The organism is Thioalkalivibrio sp. ALJ7, assembly GCF_000376865.1.
Lineage (GTDB): Bacteria > Pseudomonadota > Gammaproteobacteria > Ectothiorhodospirales > Ectothiorhodospiraceae > Thioalkalivibrio.
Genome location: NZ_AQXQ01000012.1, coordinates 573833 through 593208 on the forward strand (window position 1 = coordinate 573833; position 19376 = coordinate 593208).

The window sequence follows — 19376 nt, forward strand, 5'->3', positions numbered from 1 at the left end:
AGCGAGGCATCCCAAGGGCGTCGACAAACCGCACGCCGAGGCGTGATGCGTCGCACGAACAGCGGGCGTCTCCGAAAAAACTGTGACGAAGTACCGGAAACTCTGGCGCCGTTAGTTCTGTCCCGAGGAGTGAACGCCTCTATACCGTTCACCTTTACCCAAATGGACAGGAGTTTCCATGAAGCATTCCACCAAGATCCTGGCCGCCATGGCCATTGCCCCCTTCGTATTCCTGATGGGCTGTTCCGATGGCGACATGGGCATGGAAGAGTTCGAGGAACAACAGATGCAGGAACAGCCCGAGGGTGGTGAAGGCGGCATGCAGAGCACCCCGCCTCCGGAAGGTGACATGCAACAGCCGCCGGAAGAAGGCGGGATGCAGCAACAACCCCCAACAGACGACGGCATGGACGAACAGGGCGGCTCCCTGGAACCCGAGGGTGACGATAACCTCTGAGCCCCGCCCAGACGCGTAAAAAAAAGCCCCGACACGCGTTGCGTGCCGGGGCTTTCCTGGGAGAGACCTATCAGTCGCTGAAGGTGTCTTCCATCTCTTCACCCGCATCTTCCATCGAATCACCCGCATCGTCCATGGCGTCATCGATATCTTCGCCCGCCTCTTCGGCCGGGCCTTGGTTGTCGCAGCCAGCGAGGCTTGCACCACCCAGCGCCAACAACAACGCCATCAGGAAGATCGTCAGTCGAGATTTATTGAGCATCGGTTCGCTCCTTTACCGGAAAATGGATCCTTCTCGCAAATAGCCCATTCGGCGACCTCTGTCGAGGACCGCCGCTTACTGGACTCGGGCACTTGGACCGGCAACGGCCCCGAACGATCACGCTAATCGGCGACCGGGCCCCGGTTTTGTGACGTATTTTGAATCCCGCAATCACGAGTAGGCCTACTCAATGGCTTCGGTGTTCGGTCAGCATTCGGACCAGCGGCGCAGGAGGTTGTTGTACAGCCCGGTCAATCGAACCAGATCCGTGTCTTCCTCCCCATGACGCCCGCGCAAACCCCGCAACGCAGTGTCCATCTCGTACAGGTGCCGACGCTGCTCCGTATCCTTCACCAGGCTCTGCATAAACATGTAACAGGCCAGGCGCTCGCCGCGGGTGACCGGTCGCACTTCGTGAATGGAACCGGAGGGATAGACGACCAGGCTGCCTGCAGCCAGCTTGACCTGGTGAACGCCGTAGAGGTCCTCGATCGTCAGCTCGCCGCCTTCGTACTCGTCGGGATCCGACAGGAACAGCGTGGCCGAGATGTCGGTGCGCAGGTAACTGCCATCCGGCAGCGGGCGCAGTGTGCTGTCCGTGTGCAGGCCGTAACGGTTGGTCTCCCCTGTGTAACGATTGAAATTGGGCGGCAGGATCTTGAATGGAAGCGCGGCACTCAGCAGCGTGTCGCTGCGGTTCAGGGCACGCATCACCGTGGTCCGCATATCCTGCAAACGCGGGTCACCCTCGGGGATCTGCAAGTTTTTCTTCACCATTCGTGCCTGGGGCCCGGCACTGACCCCCGTGGCCCAGTCCGCCTGACGCAGGCCCTCGCGTAGCGCATCCAGTTCATCTTGCTGCAGCACGTTGTCGATGGTCACCAGCACATTAGTCCCTCCCCTCGAACGACAAAAACGCCGGCGCATTGATGGCGCCGGCTTGCTGGCCGCTTCCGAATCGAGCGGCCTGATGACAATCCCGAAGCAGTGGCCATACCAGGCAAACCCCGATCATGGCCCCTGCCTCCGGACCCTGCGCCACTAGAAGTCGTAGCGGAAGGTCGCGATGGCCTGGCGGCCGGCGCCGGGGATCCCCTGTGCACCACCCTCGGCCAGCTGCGAGATGTAGTCCTCGTCGGTCAGGTTGTACACGTTCATGCGGATCTGGGCGTTGTTGGTGATGCGATAGGACGCCGAAGCGTTAAAGATCGTGTACGAGTCGATCTCGACCTGGCGCCTGCGCGAACCCGGCTCGTTGGGCACATTGTTGACCTGACCTGAGACGTACTCCAGCCCCCCGCCAACGGTCCAGCGAGGCGTAATGTCATAGGTCGTGTAGAGCGCCAACGAGTTCTTCGGCGTACCACCCAGACGTTCACCCTCTTCCCAGGGGTTGTTGGAACGCAGGACCTTGGCTTCACCCAGGTAAGTGTAGCTGCCGTACAGGTTCCATTCCGGGGTGAGACGGCCCACCGCGTTGAGCTCGAACCCGCGGATCCGCTGCCGGCCTTCCAGGACATCCAGCAGATCCCCTCCGCCCTGGGCCGGGGTACGCGCGTTGGTCTTTTCCGTCTGGAAGACCGCCGCATTCACACTCAGGCCGTCCAGCACCTGCCACTTGGTGCCGATCTCGAAGGCACGGGTCTCTTCGGGATCGGTGTCGAAGGCATCGAGATCGACGATGTCCTCGCCGCGCGGCTGACCGGTGCCACCCCCCGCCAACTGGACCAGACCACGATCGAAGGTCCCGGTCACGTCGAACGAGTTGCCGTAGGACGCGTAGATCGAACCCTCCGGGACCGGCTTGTAGACCACCCCGAGGTTGTAGCTCCACTCGCGATCGGTCCGCGAGATCGGGCCAATCGGGTCATCCCAGCCGTAGTCGGTGGCCGTGGATTTTACGTGGTCGTAACGCAACCCACCGTGCAGATCCCATTGCGGCGAAAGCGCAATGGTGTTGAGCGCATACACCGCGGCCTGCTCGGATTCCAGGCGATGGCGCGTACCGTCGTACGGCACGTTCGGGCGCGTCCGTCGGCTCGGGTTGTACAGATCCGTGCGCGGCCCGCTGACGTCCGGTCGGCGCCGGTTCTCGATATCTACGTAGCCAAACTCGGTCCCCAGCACCAGGTCATGCGTCAGCGGGCCCGTATCGAAATTCAGCAGCAGGTCCGACTGCACGAAGATGGATTCATCCCTTTGGTCACGGGGTTTCAAATCGCCCTGAACCTCGGCCGCGTCCCAATCTCCACTGCCCCAGACATCTTCCGGGATCTTGATGCGCGGCGAGGACGTAATGGAATCGTTGGAGACCCGGCTGTAGCGGACTTGGTTACGCCAGCTGACCTGGTCGCTGAACATATGGTCGACCACCACGCCAATCTGATCGACGTCGATCTTCTGGTGGTCGTCCGTGTGGCCGTAGTAGTTGGAATAGTCCAGCCCCGGGGGCAACTTGCCGGTGTAATAGCCATCACCCGCGCGCTGGCCGCCCGGCGTCCGCGAATTGTTGTTCTCGGTCAGCTCGGATGTATCACCCGAAAAACCTTCGCGGTCCAGGGGAATCCCCTGGTCCGGGGTGTTGTTCTGTCGCGTATGCAGATAGTTGACCTCCACCATGGTGTCGCTCTGGAAGCCCCAGGTGTAGGCACCGAAGAATCCGTGACGACGCTGGTCCACGACATCGCGTCCCGGGACATCCTGGGAGTGCGTCATCAGGTTGATACGAAAGGCGCTGTTGTCGTCGATGACCTTGTTGAAATCGCCGGTGGAACGGAAGTAGGAGTCGGTCCCCACCGAGGTCTCGATGCGATTTCGGTCCTCCAGCATGGGTTTCTTGGTGACGAAATTGATTGTCCCACCCGCGGAGCCACGCCCGGAAAAGGCCGAGTTCGGCCCCTTGATAACCTCGATCTGGTCGACATAGAACGGATCGCGGAAGTAATTGCCCAGATCCCGGAACCCGTCGACGTTGATGTCGTCACGCGCATTGAAGCCACGGATCTTCAACTGATCCCCACCCGGCGGGTTCCCCTCCCCGGCCTGCAGACTGATTCCGGACACGTTGCGCATGGCATCACGCAGCTCGGTCACGTTCTGTTCTTCCAGCAGATCGCTGGAGAGGATCGTAATAATCCGGGGGGTATCCTGCAGATCCCGGCTGTATTTCGGGCTGCTCATCCGCTCGCCACGAAAATCGATCAGCACCGGATCCAGTTCCGCGGCGCCGGTTTCTTCTGGCTCATCGGCATGGGCGACGGGCGCGCCGGCCATGCCCAGTATCGCCAGCACAATCGCCCGCCGTTGCCATACACCCGCACCGCTTGCGGATCCTTGTGAAACCGCGCCGCTGCGCCCCACTGCGTTCTTTCGAGCCATTACTATCTCCCCTCAGTTTGCACGACAAACACACCGTTACGACCGGTGAGATGCCGTAGTTCGAATGACAACAAAATGGCTGGCTGAGGGAGCGGCTCCCCTGGCTGGCGAGCGCCGTGGCGTTGACCACGGCCGATGTGATGCTGGTCTTACTTGGTAAGGATCAACTTCTTGCTGGAGGTCACCCGAAGGGTGTAGCACTGCCCTTCATGGCGGATGAACAGGCGGTCGGCATCGCGTAGCAACTCACTCGAGGCAACCTCCCGCGGCGTGCCGACAGGACAGTCATGCCGCCCCGGGCGCACCGAAGAAGACTCGGTAGATGCCGGGATGCGCCCGCCTTCGCTGGAATTCATGCTTGCCTCCCCGACCGCCCCGAGGGGCGGTCGCACTCGAAACGATTACGACGCGGAGCTCGCCTGGCTCTGTTCGTAGTTCTGCAAACCGATACGATCGATAAGCTGCAACTGGGTCTCCAGCCAGTCGATATGGCTTTCCTCGCTGTCGAGGATTTTCTGGAGCAGATCCCGGGTCACGTAGTCCCGGACCTTCTCGCAATGAGCGATCGCCTCGCGATAAACAGGGGCCCCCTCATGCTCGAGCGCCAGGTCGGCCTCGAGAATCTCGCGAGTGTTCTCCCCAATATTCAGGGTGCCCAGATCCTGCAAATTGGGCAGACCTTCGAGAAACAGGATGCGGTTGATCAGTTCGTCCGCGTGCTTCATCTCGTCGATCGATTCTTCGTATTCGGCCGCGGCCAGCTTCTCCAACCCCCAGTCCTTGAACATGCGGGAGTGGAGGAAGTACTGGTTGATCGCGGTCAGTTCGCCCTTGAGGGCCTGGTTGAGGAAACGGATTACGTCCTTATCGCCTTGCATCTCGACTCTCCTGGAATAAGTCCTTGATCTTTTTTTGGATCAACGGGTTGATTGACGGTGGCCCCCCGCCGCACCCAGGGGACCACCCCACTATCCCGCCCGACTCCGCCGGGATGCAAGAACGCCCTCAACGCGATCCAAACGATATCGGTAATGCGAACGATTTGCAACCCCGTTTGCCATAAAATTAGCGGCGAACGCCGAACCGGCCGGGCAGTCGGGCGGGGTAGGCACTATCGGATCAGCGGCACATCCGCCAGGCTCTCGACCTGGACCTGATCGGCGCAGCCCTCGATCGCGCCCTCCGGCCCCTCGCAGGCGGCGATGTCGTTGACCAGGATGCGTCCGACACGATCGCAGGCCGTGTCCGTCATGCGAAAGGCCCGAACCGCGGTACTTCCCGCCCGCAACGGGGCCATCTCGACCACGGTGCGTCGATGAATAATCCCGTCCTCGTCGAACACCACCAGGTCCAGCTGGAACGACTCCAGGGCATCATCCAGACCGTTCTCCAGCACCAGGTTTGCGCGGCAGTCGTCCCCGTCGGTTTCGAGCTTGTTCAGTTGCACGCCGATCGCGACAGAATCGTCGGGAGCGGGGTCGTCCGCACCGGCTGCGCCTGGTAGACCGAGCATCAGCAGAAGCACTGTCAAAGTGCCGAGAGCTTTGTCCCGCATACGCATGAGACCTCCTTCAATACATCCTTAACGCACGGAAAATGTAACCGGCACCACGAGCTCGAACTCATCACGGCCGATCGTACTCGGGGCCGGGAACGGATCTGCCCGCTCGACCATGTCCTCGACCGCGCGGTCGAGAATGCGGCTGCCGGAACTGTCGTCGATCCGATATTCGATTACGTTCCCGTCGCGGTCCAGATGCAGCCAGACCGAGGCCGTTCCCTCCAGTCGCCGCCGCTGGGCCTGCCGCGGATAACTCTTGTGGCGTTCGATCCACGCCTGCAATTCGGCCAGATAGTCCGGATCCGCGCCTGGCGCCCCACCACCCGCTGCGTCGGATGGGCTGTCGCCGGCTTCGGCATCGGCGGCGCCTTGTTCATCGGCCGGTGTCTCGACGTCGGCGCTGTCGCCGGGCTCCGCAGCCTCATCCGTCTCGTCGGAAGGATCGGCTTCGGACTCGGCCACCTCCGGTTCCGGTTCCGGTTCCGGTTCCGGTTCCGGTTCCGGTTCCGGTTCCGGCTCAGGCTCAGGCTCAGGCTCGGGTTCGGGTTCGGGTTCGGGTTCGGGTTCGGGTTCGGGTTCGGGTTCGGGTTCGGGTTCGGGCTCGGGTTCGGGTTCGGGTTCGGGTTCGGGTTCGGGTTCGGGTTCGGGTTCGGGTTCGGGTTCGGGTTCGGGTTCGGGTTCGGGTTCGGGTTCGACGACCTCGGCCTCTTCCACCGGCTGTTGTTCCGGCTCTACCGGCTCGGCCGTTTCCGGTTCCACGGGCTCGGCCTCCACCGCCTCGGGCACCTCCGGCTCCACCGGTTCGGCTTCTTCAGCGGTTTCCGCCGCCTCTGCGGGCATGACCTCGGGAGCACCCCCAGCCGCAGCCATGGAGATCTCCAGGCCGCCTACACCGGCATCCTCGGCGCCCGCGGGTGGCTCGCGCAGCAGCAATGCCGCAGCAACCAGCATGTGCAGCGCGACGGCCAGCACGAGGGCGGCCACCCAATGTCGGAACGTGGGCTGCATCAGGCCTCCGGCACCGTCAGCAGGTCAATCCGCTCGACCCCGACCTCGCGCAGGCGCTCCAGTACGCCCACCACCTCAACCGCCTCCGCACGCCCATCCGCCTTGACCCTCACGCGCGCCGATTCGCCATGACGTTCCAGATGTTCGCGCACCAGGGCCATCATGCCGTCGATGTCGGTCTCGTCCTGATTAACCGCAAGACGGCCATCGGTACCGACAATGACCATGAACTGATCCGGCCCAGGCTGACCATCAACCGCCGATTCCACCGGCTCGACCTCGAACGGATCGATCGCGCTCAACTGACCGGCCACCATGAAAAAAATCAACAGCAGGAAGACGATGTTGATCAGCGGCAGGATGCTCTCGTCATCGTTGCGCGGGCGATGCGCGACATGAAAGTGGCGGCGTTGTCCGATCATGGGCGCCCATCCCGAATCACGGAGAGATTGCGCGCACCAACGGCGGAGAGTCCTTCCAGCACATTGACCGTGTCCTGCATGCTCACGCCGGCTGCAGGCATTACCAGCACACGCGTATCGGCGTCTTCCCGCACGCGCGCTCGAATCTGGTCACCTAGCTCACCCTCCGCGATCACCTGGCCACCCATCCGCAAGCCTTCCGGGCGGATCTCGACCAGCATCGCGCCCTCCATCGAGCCAGCCCCCCCAGCCTCGGCGGGGGCCTCAAGCTGCACTGCACGCCAATCCAGAAAGCTCGAGGCCAGCATGAAGAAGATGAGCAGGATGAAGACGACGTCGATCAGCGGAGTCAGGCTGATCAAGTTACGCCGGCGGGGACGATTAGTGTCCAGCATCGGCCGTTCGGGGCTGGCTGCCCTCTCCGGCATCCTTGGCCGAGGGTTTGCGAGCCGACGCGGACGAGCCGACCGAGGGATAAAGCCCGCCCGTGAACAGCCGGGTGACCGCATCATCCATGCGATGGGCCACGCGCTCGACGCGGGTCTCCAGCCAGTTGAGGGCCGCGACCACCGGGATCGCCACCGCAAGTCCAACCGCCGTGGTCAGCAACGCCTCCCATATACCCCCGGAAAGCACTGCGGGATCCACCTGGCTGCCGGCCTCTTCCAATGCCTGAAATGCCCGAATCATGCCCATAACTGTCCCCAGAAGACCCAGCAGAGGCGCCAGTGCGCCGATCACCTCGAGGGGTCGCAAACCCTGGCGCAGAGACTGGATCATGCCATTGCCATAACGCACGACTTCCTCGCGCACGACGGCCTCTGGCACCCCGTTGTGGAGCCCTCGGATGCCTAGGGACACGGCTCCCGCGGCCGGATTCGGCGAGGCGTCCGCGCACTGAATCGCGCCTTCGATATCGCCCTGGTGAAAGCGCTCCAGCGCTTCCTCGGCCGGGCGCACGTTGGTTACTTGCAATCGCCATAGCTGCCAGACCTTGACCAACACGAAGGCCAACGCGACCACGGACGCGCCCAACAAAATCAGGACGACAGGCCCGCCGGCGTCCAGAAACCCTGCCAGACGCTCCGATGGGACCCATTCTTCGAAATTCATGTATTAACTCCGAAAGCACTCAACAATTGCACCCAGTGTCGCGCCAGAGCGGACATCCACGCGCTCACGTGGAGAGCAGCGCAGTAGCTGGATAGTCTTTACGAGTTTCTCGATGGATTGGGCAACTGACGCCCGCAAACAAGCGGCCCCACCCGCCGCACGTAACCCGTGCGCAAGCGCCGTAGCTTACAACCCCACCGCCGACTCGGGCAGTGACGCAGGGTCAAGACTGACCGCGAGATTACCACCAGGGGCATCCTCTCGAGTGTGCCGAGCCGCTTCGTTCGCGCACCCCTGCAACAGGCAATGCGCACGCCGGGCGCACTTGCCGCATTCCGAGCTCACGCCCAAGCGCTCACGTAGATCCCGCATGCGGAGACCTTCCTGACTGGAATCGACCAGTTCCCGGATGTCCCGTTCGCGTACAGACTTGCAGATGCAGACGATCATCGCCTTCCTCAACCTGACTCGTATGTTGGGAAAGGACGATACGGTGATTGAGAATGGTTTGCAACACCATTAGCACTCTTAGGCCTGTACGAACTCTCGTACCGACAATAAAAAGGCCCCGCAGAAGCGGGGCCTGGAAGAACGGCGTGGCAGGCGGCATGCCCGCCCACAACCCGTCCTAGTGCTGGTGACCGCCTTCGCCATGGGCGTGGCCGTGCTCCAGCTCTTCGGCGGAGGCCTCGCGGACTTCGACGATCTCGACGTCGAAGTTCAGGGTCTCGCCCGCCAGCGGATGGTTGCCATCCACCGTCGCGGTGTCGCCCTCAACCTTGGTCACGGTGACAGTCAGCGGGCCATTCTCGGTCTGCGCCTGGAACTGCATCCCCGGCTCCACGGATTCGACCCCCTGGAACGCATCCATCGGGATTTCCTGGACCATGGCATCGATCTTCTCGCCATAGCCTTCTGCCGGGGCAACCTTGGCCTGGACCTTGTCACCCGCGGCCTTGCCTTCGAGCTCTCGCTCCAGACCCGGGACGAGCTGACCATTCCCGTGCAGGTAGGCCAACGGCTCGCGGCCTTCGGAGCTGTCGATCTTCTCGCCAGCGTCGTTGGTCAGGGTGTAGTGGATGGCCACCACGGCGTTTTGCGCGACTTGCATGGGCTTCGCCCTCTTAATACATGAACATACAAGGGTAACGCGGAACGTGACCCCACGTCAGGTCTGCCCCGCCGCGCACGCGGTTTCAACCGCGCACCGACGGAGGGATGTCGCTTGTCAGGCGGCCTTTTGCAGCAAAAGCCGGTTCAGGCGGGCCACGAAGCCGCTCGGATCTTCCAGCTGCCCACCCTCAGCCAGCAGGGACTGATCGAACAGCAACGAGGCAAGGTCGTTGAAATCATCGCCCTCGGCCACTTTCAGGCGCTCCACCAGCGGATGCCCCGGGTTGACCTCCAGGACGGGCTTGCTTGAGAAGGTGTCCTGGCCAGCCTGCTTGAGCAACTCCTGCAGGTACAGCGCCATCTCGTGCTCGCCGAGCACAATGCAGGCCGGGGATTCCACCAGCCGCCGCGACGCGCGCACGCTGTCGACACGATCGCCCAGGGCCTGCTGCAGGCGCTCGGGCAGATCGCCCAGGTCCTCGTCAGCAGCCGATTCCCCGGTCTCGTTCTTCTGCTCGGCGTCCTCGCCGATGATCTTGTCGAGGTCCAGGTCACCCTTGGCGACGTTCTTCAACGGCTTGCCGTCGAACTCGCGCAGGTGGGAGAGCAACCACTCGTCCACCCGATCCGATAGCAGCAGGACCTCGATCCCGTGCTTGCGGAAGATCTCCAGGTGCGGGCTGTTGCGTGCGGCAGAGGCATTGTCGGCGGTGATCAGATAGATCGCCTCCTGCCCCTCCTTCATGCGCGCGATGTAATCCGCCAGGGCGACATTCTGGGTGTCATCGCTGTTATGGGTGCTGGCGAAGCGCAGCAACTTGGCGATCGCCTCCTGGTTGGCGTAGTCCTCCCCGGGGCCCTCCTTCAGCACGCGCCCGAAGTTCTGCCAGATCTCGGCGTATTTCTCCGGCTCATTGTCGGCAATCGACTGCATCAGGCCGAGGATCTTTTTCACCGAGCCCGAGCGGATCGAGTCGACCAGGCGGTTGTCCTGCAGGATCTCACGGGAGACGTTCAGTGGCAGGTCGGCCGAGTCCACCACCCCGCGCACGAAACGCAGGTAGTTGGGCAGGAGCTTCTCCGCATCATCCATGATGAACACACGCTTCACGTAGAGCTTTACCCCGTGGCGGGCATCGCGATCCCACAGGTCGAACGGCGCGCGCTTCGGGATATAAAAAAGTGTGGTGTATTCCTGCCGCCCTTCCACGTGGTTGTGGGTCCAGGCAGTCGGGTCATCGAAGTCGTGTGCGACATGCTTGTAGAACTCGCGGTATTCCTCGTCGCTGACCTCGCTCTTCGACCGCGTCCACAGGGCGCTGGCGCGGTTCACCGTCTCCCAGTCATCCGTGGGGTTACCCTCGTCATCCTGCTTGCGCATGCGGATGGGGAAGGCCACATGATCGGAATAGCGACCGATGATGTGGCGCAGACGGACCGCCTCCAGGAACTCGTCGGCGTCTTCCTTCAACGTCAGGGTGATCTCGGTACCGGGCGCGGCACGCTCGCACGGCGTAATGGTGTATTCGCCATCACCGCGCGATTCCCAGCGCGTGCCTGCGTCGGCTTCGCTACCGGCGCGACGTGTCTCCAGGCGCACATGGTCCGCGACGATAAACGACGAGTAGAAGCCAACCCCGAACTGGCCGATGAGCTGCGAGTCCTTTTTCTGATCGCCCGTCAATTTTTCGAGGAATGCCTTGGTGCCGGAACGCGCGATGGTGCCGATGTGTTCAACGACTTCGTCACGCGACATGCCGATCCCGTTGTCGCGCACGGTTACGCTGCGTGCGTCCGTGTCGACCTCGACATCGATCGCCAGCTCGGCCGGCTGCGGAATCGCGTCGGGCTGGGCCAGGGCCTCGAAGCGCAGCTTGTCGCAGGCATCGGCGCCGTTGGAGATCAGCTCGCGCAGAAAGATCTCGCGATTCGAGTACAGCGAGTGAATCATCAGCTGCAGGAGCTGGCTGACCTCGGTCTCGAAGCGGCGGGTCTCGGTTTTCGGGTCGGTCTGGGTCTCGCTCATGGCCTGCTCTTCCCTAAAATGGTCTCGACACGACGCAAGGTAGGGTCACCCGCTCCGTTTTCAAGGGCGCTCGCCTGATACAGCCCACCCGCTCCCTCGGGGTCGAGCAGCCGCCAGACCGGCAATAGCGTCTCCGCAAGGAGGGTCTCCAGTTGCCACGGTGGCCGCAGCACGAGCATCCCCGAGCCAGCCAGCCCGCGATGGCGTTCCGGGTCCGGGGCGATACGCAGTTCGCTGACTAACCACGGGTCGTCCAGCTCGGCGCGCAGCTGTTCGCGCATCGCGTGATCCGGACGCCCGGCGACGACGGGGTACCAGATGAGGATCGTTCCGGTATTCCAGCGCTGGCGAATGGACTGGACCATCGCCACCACCTCGCGATATTCCGTCTTGCGCTGGTAGGGTGGATCCAGCAGAACGAGGCCGCGCCGTGGCTCCGGAGGGAAGAGCGCAGTCGCGGCCTCGCGGGCATCGCGTCGGTGCACGTGGCAGCGAGCGTCCTCGGTCAATCGGCCCTTTAGACGCGCCTGCGTTTCCGGATTCTGCTCGCAGGCAATGAGCTGATCCCGCTCCCGTAGACGTGCCTGAATCAACAACGGTGAACCGAAGTATTCGGCCAGCTGCGGCGGATTCGGCTGCAAATCCCGCAGGGCCGACAAATAATCCTCAACGATGGGCGGCAACGATCCGGCGCATGACCACAACCGGCCAATCCCCGATGCGGCCTCGTCCGTCTGCCGGGCCCGTGCACTGCTCAGGCTGTAGCCCCCGGCGCCAGCATGCAAATCGATCGCGACAAAGGGTTTGTCGCGACCCCGCAACGAGTCCAGGACCTGCCACAGCAGCAAGTGCTTGTGTACGTCGGCAAAGTTGCCGGCGTGAACGTCGTGTTGATATCTGGTGGACATGGGCCCTCAGAAACAAAAAGCCACCACGAACGGACCCGTGGTGGCTGAAGAAGGGTAGCCCATCTGGACCGCCCTCGACCGTGTGACTGGTTTACTGGTTAACCGGCGATTCCGGGTCCAGCAGATACGCCATGATGTGCGCGATCTGTTCCTCGTCCAGGAAGTTATTGCGCCCGAACCGGGGCATGATCGTGCACGGGAAATACTGGTGCGGGTTCGACACCACCTGGTGTACGTAATTCACCACCGCACTATCCGAACCTCGCGTCGAACCATAGCCCGCGAGACTTGGGCCCAGCGTGCCGTAGAGCTCTTCGGACGGATCCATCTGGTGACAGGCATAACAGTTGCCGCCCACCTCGCGCTGACTGTGGTCATCGTTGTTGTGGCCGAGTCGGTACCCAAATCCAGACCGTGCCAGCTCGGCGCCGCGGCGCCAGTTACCTAGTCGCGGGCCACCTGGGGGTTCCTGATAGCTTTCGCGGGCCATGGCGATTACCTCGCCCGCGGTATCGGAATCCGGTGCGCCCTCGAACGAGCAAGCGGCCTGAATGCCGTCTTGCGTCATGCGGTCGCGTGCCGTCCCACCTTCCTGTGCCTCCTGCTCGAAACGGTAACTATTCGTCTCAAGCACGAGGTAGTCTGCTAATTCTTCGGCGCTCATCGCCGTTATGTCGACCTCACGGTCGGAATCACCCATCCAGCCGGTCAATCGGTCCCATCCATCGCCCAGTCCGTCGCAACCCGTAACTAGAACGGCGGAAGCCAGAATGGCCAAGCCTGCCCCAAGTCTCGTCTTGTTGAGCATCCCTGAAATCTCCTCTTGCGTCGGCTGCTGCCGCTTCTTTCCGAACATGTCGCCCGGACATTCATCAACCGTGGCCTGTGGTTCTCCAAGCCCAATGGAGCGCGGGACCCCGGCGGACAACCCGCGACTCTTATCGCAGGGGACCCCTGGGAAGGGTCGGTGGAAAGAGGCCCCGCAGGCCATCCTGCGGGGCTTCAAAAAAAAGGCAGCCCAGGAAGGCTGCCTCTAAACCAGCTAACTGCTTACTGGTTGTTCACCGGGGACTCCGGATCCAGCAGGTAAGCCATGATATGGCTGATCTGCTCGTCGGTCAGGAGCTGGTGACGGTCGGAGTTGAACCGCGGCATCTGGGTGCACGGGAAGTACTGATGAGGATTGGAAATCACCTCGTGCACGTACCGCAGAACGGCTTCGCTGGTGCCACGCTGGGCGCCATAGTTCTCCAGGCTCGGCCCGATCGTACCCTGGGTGGATACGCGCGGATCAAACACGTGGCAGTTGTAGCAATTGCCACCCTGCTCGCGCTGACCGTGGTCATCGTTGTTGTGGCCCATGCGATAGCCGAAGCCGGAATCCGCCAGCTCGGCACCCTTGCGCCAGTCACCCAGCTCGATGCTCTCCGGGGCTTCGTAGCCCGCACGCGCCATGGCCACGACCTGACCGGCGGTTTCGCCATCGAGGTCTTCGCGGGTGTTATCGAAGGAACAGGCCTTCTGCAGCTCGTCCTGGGTCATGCGATCGGCCCAGTTGCCGCCTTCCTGCATCTCCTGATCACGGAAACTATTCGTTTCGAAGATGAGGTGCTCGGCAAGCTCCTCGGCGCTCATCGCGGTGATGTCGACGTCCGAACCTTTGCTTCCGTCGGCGACGGCACAGCCTGCGGCCAGGGCGACGGATGCGAACGCGGCCATACCGGCCGCAACAGCATTCTTTTTAAACATACTTGGTGTCTCCTATTGCGTCCGTAGGTTACCGCTTCAGGTCGGGCAGGATGGCCGGTTCGCCACGCGCCGCGTCATTCCAGTAGGAAATCAGGGCGGTGTTCACCGGGGAATCCGGCAGGATACCGGCGTGACGCATCTGCCATACGCAACCGCGAATACGGTGGTTCTGGCTACGCACGTTGTCCTGTCCAGCGCGGTGGGCGGGCCAGGAGACAGCCTTGGTCCATTCCTGCGAATTGCGCATCTCGGGGAGCACAGAGGCACGGATCTGCTTACCGGTATCGCCATGGCAGGAGGCGCAGTTAAAGTCCATCGCACCACCACGACGGAAGAACAGCTTCTCGCCCGCGTCACGCATGGCCTGCTCTTGCGGGTGGTCCAGCGGCGGGTTCCAGGCATAGCCGGAAGACTGGTGCGCAATGTAAGTGGTCAGACGCATGATGTCCGAACCGCTGCCATGACGCTGGCCGACTTCGGAGTCATCGCTGGTGAAGCCCTGCAGTTCCTTCATGCAGTGCACCAGGCGGTGTTCGAAGTCCATCACCTTTCCGGTGTCTTCGAAGTAGCGCGGCAATTCTACGTAGGCGCCTTCCAGCACGCCCGGGCCCTTACCAAAGTCGCAGCCTTCCAGCGAGACGTTGTTCGGGCCGCGCTCGGCGTAGAACAGTTCTTCGCCTTCGTCGATCAGCCAGAGGGCGGGGTTATCCGGCATCATCATGATGTTCATTTCACTCTGGTGCAGGTACCTGGAGTCAGGCTGCGCCTCCAGCAGTCCCTGCAGGACATCGTTGGGGTCCTGCCATTCACCGGCCTGAGCCGCAGCCCCAACAGCCATTGCTACGGGCAACGCAAGCAATGCTTTCTTGAACATGGAAACCTCCATCACACGGGTTTTTTTCGATTGAGCCCGGGACTGATCTGGCCCGGACCTGTGTAGCAGAGTGCTGAACCCGAGTCCGTGCTGTCAACACAAAAGACTATATTAGCGTTTCCTAAAAGTCTGTTTTTCAAAGGTTCTTGGGCTTCAACACCGGGAGGCAGACGGAGGTAGCCCTAATTCTATTCCCGGTTTTTCGAACTTTTTTTCAGGTTTCATTCAGGTGTCGAAAAGCGTGGAATGCGGGAGCAACTGGCTGATGCGGTGAGGGAATTGCCCAGAGACACGTCCAGCCATGTCGGCACTTTGAAAATTGGGTGCCCCAAGATCGACCTCGCCCGGCGGTCGCAAAGAATCAAGGAGAGGGAAAATAACGGTCTGGTACTAGCCGTTAGAAAGTTGCGCTCAGTCGCGGCTGAGGACGCCCTCATGCACGAGCAGCAGGCGTTTCACCTGCGCCAACTCGCCCACCTGGTCGCCGGCATAACCACCCACATCACGCGAGACGCGAAAGCGCGAGGACACCACACGATGGCAGGGAATAAACAACGGCCAGGGATTGGCTCGGCAGGCCTGCCCCACCGCACGCGGGGCGGAGCCGACCTGGGCCGCAATCTCGGCGTAGGTGCGCACCTCCCCAACCGGGATCTTCGACAACGCCGCCCAGACCCGCCGGGAATGGGCACTGCCGGGCGGGACCGCGGATGTCGGTCGCCAGGCGGACGCATCGCGGCCGTAAGCGCTCGGCTCGAACCGGGGGGCCTGCAAGTCGGCGCCCGGGATATCCACCAGCATGGTCAGCTCATCAGGCTCGTCCGGGTCCTGCCATTCACAAGCCAGTAGCTCGCCCCTGACGGACTCCAGCCACACAAAAGCCAGCGCGACTCCGGGGAGGAGACAGCGCTGGCTCTGAGGCGTCGATCCAGCCGACATCAGGTAGCGAAATGCGAGGGGCGACGGGGACCCGGCCATCGACCGCGCCCCGCCCTGTCGCATTATTTCGCGGCCTTGATATCTTCCTTGATGCGGGCCGCCTTGCCGGTACGATCACGCAGGTAGTACAGCTTGGAGCGACGCACCTTACCGCGACGCTTCACCTTGATCTCGGCGATCTGCGGGCTGTGGGTCTGGAAGGTCCGCTCCACGCCATTGCCGTAGGAGACTTTGCGCAGGGTGAAGGCGGAGTTGAGGCCGCGATTGCGCACGGCGATTACCGCACCCTCGAAGGCCTGCAGACGCTCACGGTCGCCCTCGCGGACCTTGACCTGAACCACCAAGGTATCGCCGGGCCCGAAGTCGGGCACATCCGACTTCATCTGCGCGGCTTCCAGTTCCTGAATGACGTTATTCATTGCTCGACCTCAATCATCGCTTTCGGTGCGCGAGCCGCCGGCATGGCCACTCACGCGGTATTCGTCCAACAGGGCCGCATCTTCGGCCCCGAGTTCCAGCCGGGCCAGCAGGTCCGGCCGCCGTTTCCAGGTCCGGCCCAGCGCCTCGCGGCGGCGCCAGCGCCGAATCGCGCCATGGTCGCCTCCCAACAGAACCGGGGGCACGGACCGCCCGGCGACCGTCTCCGGGCGCGTGTAGTGCGGGCAATCCAGCAGCCCAGCACTAAACGAGTCCTGCTCGGCGGAGTCCGCATGCCCCAGCACGCCGGGCAGCAAACGGGCACAACCGTCAATCACCGCCATGGCCGCGAGTTCGCCGCCAGACAATACGAAGTCGCCCAGCGACCACTCCGCATCGACCTGCGCCTCGATGAAACGCTCGTCGATGCCCTCGTAACGGCCACAGACCAGCGCCACACGCGGCCGTCCGGCCAGCTCCTGCAACATCGCCTGCCGGATCGGCCGGCCCTGAGGGGTCAGCGCGATCACATACGGCGGTGCTTCGGCATCCGCCCGCGCCGCATCCAGCGCGGACGCCAGCGGCGCGTACTGCATCACCATGCCCGGACCCCCGCCATACGGCCGGTCGTCCACAGCCTGGTGGAAGCCGACGCCCCAGGCGCGCGGATTCCAGTATTCCAGTTCCAGCTGGCCACGCTCCACGGCCCGTCCGGTTACGCCGGATTCGCAAACCGCCGCAACCAGTTCCGGGAACAGCGAGATGACGTCGAAACGCATCCGCGCCGCTTCAGAAATCCGGGTCCCAGTCGACCCGCACGCGGCGAGCCTCCAGGTCCACGTCCAGCACGTACTGTTCACGCACCCAGGGGATCAGGCGTTCCCTGTCCCCCTTGACGACCAGTACGTCGTTGGCACCGGTCTCGATGAAACCCGAGATCGTACCCAGCGTGGTGCCATCGTGCGTCTCGACGGCCATCCCCAGCAGGTCGGCCCAGTAGTAGGCACCATCCCCGGCCGGCGGCAGCCAGTCGCGCTCGATCGCGAGCTCGGACCCGATCAGCCCGTAGGCCGCATCGCGGTCCACGGCCTCGCGAAATTTCATCACCACACCCGGCCCGTGGGCACGTCCGCCCTCGATATCGACCAGGCGCCATTCATTCCCGCAGTGCATCCACAGCTGCGGAAACTCGGCTATCGCCGCGCGCGGCTCGGTCTCGGAAAAGACCCGGACCCAGCCCTTGACACCATAGACCCCGGAGACACGCCCGACACGGATGCGCTCACCCGCCTCGTTCATGACCGCAGCCAAGTGTCAGTACAGTCGCCCGACGACCTTAGGCCGCCGCAGACTGCTGCTTGCGGTAACCCTTGACCAGGTGGTTCACGCGCTCGGACATGCCGGCGCCGTGACCCAGCCAGTAATCCACGCGCTCCAGGTCAATGCGCAGCGGTTCTTCCTGACCGCGGGCGACCGGGTTGAAGAAACCGATCTGCTCTTTGTAACCGCTGTCCCGACGCTTGCGCGAATCGGTAACCACGATCGAGTAGAACGGGCGCTTCTTGGCACCGCGGCGTAACAGGCGAATCGTAACCATGTAGTGTTGAACCCCGTGAGTCCGTTTTCTCGAGAAAACGCGCGATTATAACGAATTCGGCCGACAACACAAGGGAGAAGCCAGGTCTCCCGCGCGTGTCCGGCCAACGTTCGCCCGCGCATTGATTATGTGGCGGCCTAGCGGAATGGCATCCCGCCGCCGGGGCCACCCATCCCCCCCATGCCGCCCATCTTGCTCCCCAGGGCCCGCATCATCTTCGATGCACCGCCCTTGGAGAACTTCTTCATCGCCTTGCTCATTTGGGTGTGTTGCTTGAGCAGACGATTCACATCCTGAATCTGGGTACCGGAACCCGCCGCGATGCGCCGCTTGCGCGATCCCTTGATCACATCCGGGTGGCGACGCTCGTGCTCCGTCATCGACGAGATCACCGCCATCATGCGACCGATCTCCTTGTCATTGGCCTGGTTCTTCACCGCATCCGGGAGCTTGCCGCCGCCGGGGAGCTTCTCGAGCATGGAGCTCATGCCCCCCATTTTTTGCATCTGCGTTAGCTGGTCACGCAGGTCGTTCAGGTTGAACCCGCGACCCTTCTTCAGCTTGCGGGTCAGCTTTTCGGCCTGATCCTGGTCAACCTGCCGGCTGGCCTCTTCCACCAGCGACAGCACATCGCCCTTGCCGAGAATGCGCGAGGCGATGCGTTCCGGATGGAACGGCTCCAGCGCATCCGGGCGCTCGCCCATGCCGATGAACTTGATCGGAACGCCGGTAATCTGGCGCACCGACAACGCCGCACCACCGCGGGCATCGCCATCCGCCTTGGTGAGCACCACGCCGGTCAGAGGCAACGCCTCACCAAAGGCGCGGGCGGTGTTCGCCGCATCCTGACCGGTCATGGAGTCAACCACGAACAGCGTCTCGATCGGGTCAATAGCCTGATGCAGCGCCTTGACCTCGGCCATCATGTCCGCGTCGACATGCAGGCGCCCCGCGGTGTCGACCAGCAGGACCTCGACCCCCTCGCGGCGCGCGCGCGCCACCGCGTCGCTGGCGATCGCCTCGGGCTTCTGGCTGGTATCACTGGGGTAGAACGTGACCTCGACCTGGCCGGCCAGGGTCTCCAGCTGCTGGATCGCGGCGGGACGATAGACGTCACAGCTCACCACCGCGACCTTTTTCTTCTCGCGCTCGCGCAACAGGCGGGCGAGCTTGCCGATGCTGGTGGTCTTACCGGCACCCTGCAAGCCCGCCACCAGCACCACAGCCGGTGGCTGATGAGCCAGGTTCAGCGTGGCGTTTTCGCCACCCATAGTCGCGACCAGCTCGTCATGGACGACCTTGATCAGGGCCTGGCCCGGCGTCAGGCTGCCGATGACCTCCTTGCCCAGCGCCTTTTCCTTGACGTCCTTGATGAACTCGCGCACCACCGGGAGCGCCACGTCGGCCTCCAGCAGCGCCATGCGCACCTCGCGCAGGGCGTCCTGGATATTGTCCTCGGTGAGCCGCGCCTGACCCTTCAGGCGCTTCATCGTCTCCTGCAGGCGGCTGGAAAGGCCGTCGAACATCGCGCGTCCTCGTAGCAATCGTCGAT

At 62.9% G+C, this 19376-nt stretch carries 24 protein-coding genes; 1 reads left to right on the plus strand and 23 read right to left on the minus strand.

The genetic code is table 11. The features are described from left to right. The first annotated feature begins 178 nt into the window (after positions 1 to 178). Entirely contained in the window at positions 179 to 457 is a 279-nt protein-coding gene (locus D002_RS0111320; RefSeq protein WP_018142042.1) for a hypothetical protein, read from the plus strand. Positions 458 to 527: 70 nt separating this feature from the next. Here the strand turns inward: D002_RS0111320 and D002_RS0111325 are convergent, their stop codons facing one another. From D002_RS0111325 to ffh, 23 genes are all read right to left on the minus strand, one after another. Next, on the minus strand, positions 528 to 719 hold the full coding sequence (locus D002_RS0111325) for a hypothetical protein (protein ID WP_018142043.1): 192 nt from the start codon (positions 717 to 719) through the stop codon (positions 528 to 530). 207 nt (positions 720 to 926) lie between these two features. After that, positions 927 to 1607 carry a Fe2+-dependent dioxygenase gene (locus D002_RS0111330; protein WP_018142044.1) on the minus strand — a complete coding sequence of 227 codons (681 nt, stop codon included), beginning with the start codon at positions 1605 to 1607 and terminating at the stop codon, positions 927 to 929. A gap of 153 nt (positions 1608 to 1760) precedes the next feature. Further along, a complete protein-coding gene (locus D002_RS0111335; protein WP_231362942.1) occupies positions 1761 to 4097 on the minus strand; it encodes a TonB-dependent siderophore receptor in 2337 nt (778 codons plus the stop codon). Between the two features lie 149 nt (positions 4098 to 4246). Then, positions 4247 to 4453 carry a hemin uptake protein HemP gene (gene hemP, locus D002_RS0111340; protein WP_018142046.1) on the minus strand — a complete coding sequence of 69 codons (207 nt, stop codon included), beginning with the start codon at positions 4451 to 4453 and terminating at the stop codon, positions 4247 to 4249. A gap of 45 nt (positions 4454 to 4498) precedes the next feature. Next, positions 4499 to 4975, minus strand: coding sequence for a bacterioferritin (bfr, locus tag D002_RS0111345; RefSeq protein WP_018142047.1), 477 nt, complete (start codon positions 4973 to 4975; stop codon positions 4499 to 4501). A gap of 233 nt (positions 4976 to 5208) precedes the next feature. Beyond that, the gene (locus tag D002_RS0111350; RefSeq protein ID WP_018142048.1) at positions 5209 to 5658 is read right to left on the minus strand and encodes a hypothetical protein; all 450 of its coding nucleotides are present in this window, start codon (positions 5656 to 5658) and stop codon (positions 5209 to 5211) included. A gap of 21 nt (positions 5659 to 5679) precedes the next feature. After that, the gene (locus D002_RS0111355) at positions 5680 to 6666 is read right to left on the minus strand and encodes an energy transducer TonB (RefSeq protein ID WP_018142049.1); all 987 of its coding nucleotides are present in this window, start codon (positions 6664 to 6666) and stop codon (positions 5680 to 5682) included. After that, entirely contained in the window at positions 6666 to 7088 is a 423-nt protein-coding gene (locus tag D002_RS0111360) for a biopolymer transporter ExbD (RefSeq protein ID WP_018142050.1), read from the minus strand. The genes D002_RS0111355 and D002_RS0111360 overlap by 1 nt, the downstream gene beginning before the upstream one ends. Continuing rightward, positions 7085 to 7483: a biopolymer transporter ExbD gene (locus D002_RS0111365; protein ID WP_018142051.1), complete on the minus strand. Its 399-nt coding sequence runs from the start codon at positions 7481 to 7483 to the stop codon at positions 7085 to 7087. Before D002_RS0111365 ends, D002_RS0111360 begins: the two co-directional genes overlap by 4 nt. Continuing rightward, complete coding sequence (locus D002_RS0111370) at positions 7470 to 8201, minus strand: MotA/TolQ/ExbB proton channel family protein (RefSeq protein WP_018142052.1); 732 nt, start codon at positions 8199 to 8201, stop codon at positions 7470 to 7472. Before D002_RS0111370 ends, D002_RS0111365 begins: the two co-directional genes overlap by 14 nt. Positions 8202 to 8387: 186 nt before the next feature. Next, complete coding sequence (locus D002_RS13630) at positions 8388 to 8651, minus strand: bacterioferritin-associated ferredoxin (protein WP_081610852.1); 264 nt, start codon at positions 8649 to 8651, stop codon at positions 8388 to 8390. Between the two features lie 178 nt (positions 8652 to 8829). Beyond that, positions 8830 to 9312, minus strand: a complete 483-nt coding sequence (locus tag D002_RS0111380) for a peptidylprolyl isomerase (protein ID WP_018142053.1) — start codon at positions 9310 to 9312, stop codon at positions 8830 to 8832. Positions 9313 to 9429: 117 nt separating this feature from the next. After that, complete coding sequence (gene htpG / locus D002_RS0111385; RefSeq protein ID WP_018142054.1) at positions 9430 to 11340, minus strand: molecular chaperone HtpG; 1911 nt, start codon at positions 11338 to 11340, stop codon at positions 9430 to 9432. Beyond that, complete coding sequence (locus tag D002_RS0111390) at positions 11337 to 12248, minus strand: 23S rRNA (adenine(2030)-N(6))-methyltransferase RlmJ (protein WP_018142055.1); 912 nt, start codon at positions 12246 to 12248, stop codon at positions 11337 to 11339. Before D002_RS0111390 ends, htpG begins: the two co-directional genes overlap by 4 nt. Before the next feature lie 91 nt (positions 12249 to 12339). After that, positions 12340 to 13056 carry a sulfur oxidation c-type cytochrome SoxX gene (gene soxX, locus D002_RS0111395; protein ID WP_026181682.1) on the minus strand — a complete coding sequence of 239 codons (717 nt, stop codon included), beginning with the start codon at positions 13054 to 13056 and terminating at the stop codon, positions 12340 to 12342. A gap of 242 nt (positions 13057 to 13298) precedes the next feature. Further along, positions 13299 to 13997, minus strand: coding sequence for a sulfur oxidation c-type cytochrome SoxX (gene soxX / locus D002_RS0111400; protein ID WP_018142057.1), 699 nt, complete (start codon positions 13995 to 13997; stop codon positions 13299 to 13301). A 28-nt stretch (positions 13998 to 14025) separates the two neighbouring features. Then, the gene (gene soxA, locus D002_RS0111405) at positions 14026 to 14835 is read right to left on the minus strand and encodes a sulfur oxidation c-type cytochrome SoxA (protein WP_026181683.1); all 810 of its coding nucleotides are present in this window, start codon (positions 14833 to 14835) and stop codon (positions 14026 to 14028) included. 447 nt (positions 14836 to 15282) lie between these two features. Beyond that, positions 15283 to 15849 (minus strand): methylated-DNA--[protein]-cysteine S-methyltransferase, encoded by a 567-nt coding sequence (locus tag D002_RS0111410; protein WP_026181684.1) that lies wholly within the window; start codon positions 15847 to 15849, stop codon positions 15283 to 15285. A gap of 23 nt (positions 15850 to 15872) precedes the next feature. Continuing rightward, positions 15873 to 16229 (minus strand): 50S ribosomal protein L19, encoded by a 357-nt coding sequence (rplS, locus tag D002_RS0111415; RefSeq protein ID WP_018142060.1) that lies wholly within the window; start codon positions 16227 to 16229, stop codon positions 15873 to 15875. Between the two features lie 9 nt (positions 16230 to 16238). After that, entirely contained in the window at positions 16239 to 17006 is a 768-nt protein-coding gene (gene trmD, locus D002_RS0111420; protein ID WP_018142061.1) for a tRNA (guanosine(37)-N1)-methyltransferase TrmD, read from the minus strand. A 10-nt stretch (positions 17007 to 17016) separates the two neighbouring features. Then, entirely contained in the window at positions 17017 to 17526 is a 510-nt protein-coding gene (rimM, locus tag D002_RS0111425) for a ribosome maturation factor RimM (protein ID WP_018142062.1), read from the minus strand. A 37-nt stretch (positions 17527 to 17563) separates the two neighbouring features. After that, positions 17564 to 17824: a 30S ribosomal protein S16 gene (gene rpsP, locus D002_RS0111430; protein WP_018142063.1), complete on the minus strand. Its 261-nt coding sequence runs from the start codon at positions 17822 to 17824 to the stop codon at positions 17564 to 17566. 137 nt (positions 17825 to 17961) lie between these two features. After that, complete coding sequence (gene ffh / locus D002_RS0111435) at positions 17962 to 19350, minus strand: signal recognition particle protein (protein ID WP_018142064.1); 1389 nt, start codon at positions 19348 to 19350, stop codon at positions 17962 to 17964. Positions 19351 to 19376: the final 26 nt, after the last annotated feature.

Coding starts and splice junctions, on each gene's coding strand:
- rplS (WP_018142060.1), bottom strand. CDS start 16,229: ATGAATAACGTCATTCAGGAACTGGAAGCCGCGCAGATGAAGTCGGAT.
- rpsP (WP_018142063.1), bottom strand. CDS start 17,824: ATGGTTACGATTCGCCTGTTACGCCGCGGTGCCAAGAAGCGCCCGTTC.
- bfr (WP_018142047.1), bottom strand. CDS start 4,975: ATGCAAGGCGATAAGGACGTAATCCGTTTCCTCAACCAGGCCCTCAAG.
- soxA (WP_026181683.1), bottom strand. CDS start 14,835: ATGGCTGTTGGGGCTGCGGCTCAGGCCGGTGAATGGCAGGACCCCAAC.
- D002_RS0111390 (WP_018142055.1), bottom strand. CDS start 12,248: ATGTCCACCAGATATCAACACGACGTTCACGCCGGCAACTTTGCCGAC.
- D002_RS0111370 (WP_018142052.1), bottom strand. CDS start 8,201: ATGAATTTCGAAGAATGGGTCCCATCGGAGCGTCTGGCAGGGTTTCTG.
- ffh (WP_018142064.1), bottom strand. CDS start 19,350: ATGTTCGACGGCCTTTCCAGCCGCCTGCAGGAGACGATGAAGCGCCTG.
- D002_RS0111350 (WP_018142048.1), bottom strand. CDS start 5,658: ATGCGTATGCGGGACAAAGCTCTCGGCACTTTGACAGTGCTTCTGCTG.
- soxX (WP_026181682.1), bottom strand. CDS start 13,056: ATGCTCAACAAGACGAGACTTGGGGCAGGCTTGGCCATTCTGGCTTCC.
- D002_RS0111320 (WP_018142042.1), top strand. CDS start 179: ATGAAGCATTCCACCAAGATCCTGGCCGCCATGGCCATTGCCCCCTTC.
- D002_RS0111335 (WP_231362942.1), bottom strand. CDS start 4,097: ATGGCTCGAAAGAACGCAGTGGGGCGCAGCGGCGCGGTTTCACAAGGA.
- trmD (WP_018142061.1), bottom strand. CDS start 17,006: ATGCGTTTCGACGTCATCTCGCTGTTCCCGGAACTGGTTGCGGCGGTT.
- D002_RS0111325 (WP_018142043.1), bottom strand. CDS start 719: ATGCTCAATAAATCTCGACTGACGATCTTCCTGATGGCGTTGTTGTTG.
- D002_RS0111355 (WP_018142049.1), bottom strand. CDS start 6,666: ATGCAGCCCACGTTCCGACATTGGGTGGCCGCCCTCGTGCTGGCCGTC.
- D002_RS0111410 (WP_026181684.1), bottom strand. CDS start 15,849: ATGGCCGGGTCCCCGTCGCCCCTCGCATTTCGCTACCTGATGTCGGCT.
- D002_RS0111365 (WP_018142051.1), bottom strand. CDS start 7,483: ATGCTGGACACTAATCGTCCCCGCCGGCGTAACTTGATCAGCCTGACT.
- D002_RS0111380 (WP_018142053.1), bottom strand. CDS start 9,312: ATGCAAGTCGCGCAAAACGCCGTGGTGGCCATCCACTACACCCTGACC.
- rimM (WP_018142062.1), bottom strand. CDS start 17,526: ATGAACGAGGCGGGTGAGCGCATCCGTGTCGGGCGTGTCTCCGGGGTC.
- D002_RS13630 (WP_081610852.1), bottom strand. CDS start 8,651: ATGATCGTCTGCATCTGCAAGTCTGTACGCGAACGGGACATCCGGGAA.
- D002_RS0111360 (WP_018142050.1), bottom strand. CDS start 7,088: ATGATCGGACAACGCCGCCACTTTCATGTCGCGCATCGCCCGCGCAAC.
- soxX (WP_018142057.1), bottom strand. CDS start 13,997: ATGTTTAAAAAGAATGCTGTTGCGGCCGGTATGGCCGCGTTCGCATCC.
- hemP (WP_018142046.1), bottom strand. CDS start 4,453: ATGAATTCCAGCGAAGGCGGGCGCATCCCGGCATCTACCGAGTCTTCT.
- htpG (WP_018142054.1), bottom strand. CDS start 11,340: ATGAGCGAGACCCAGACCGACCCGAAAACCGAGACCCGCCGCTTCGAG.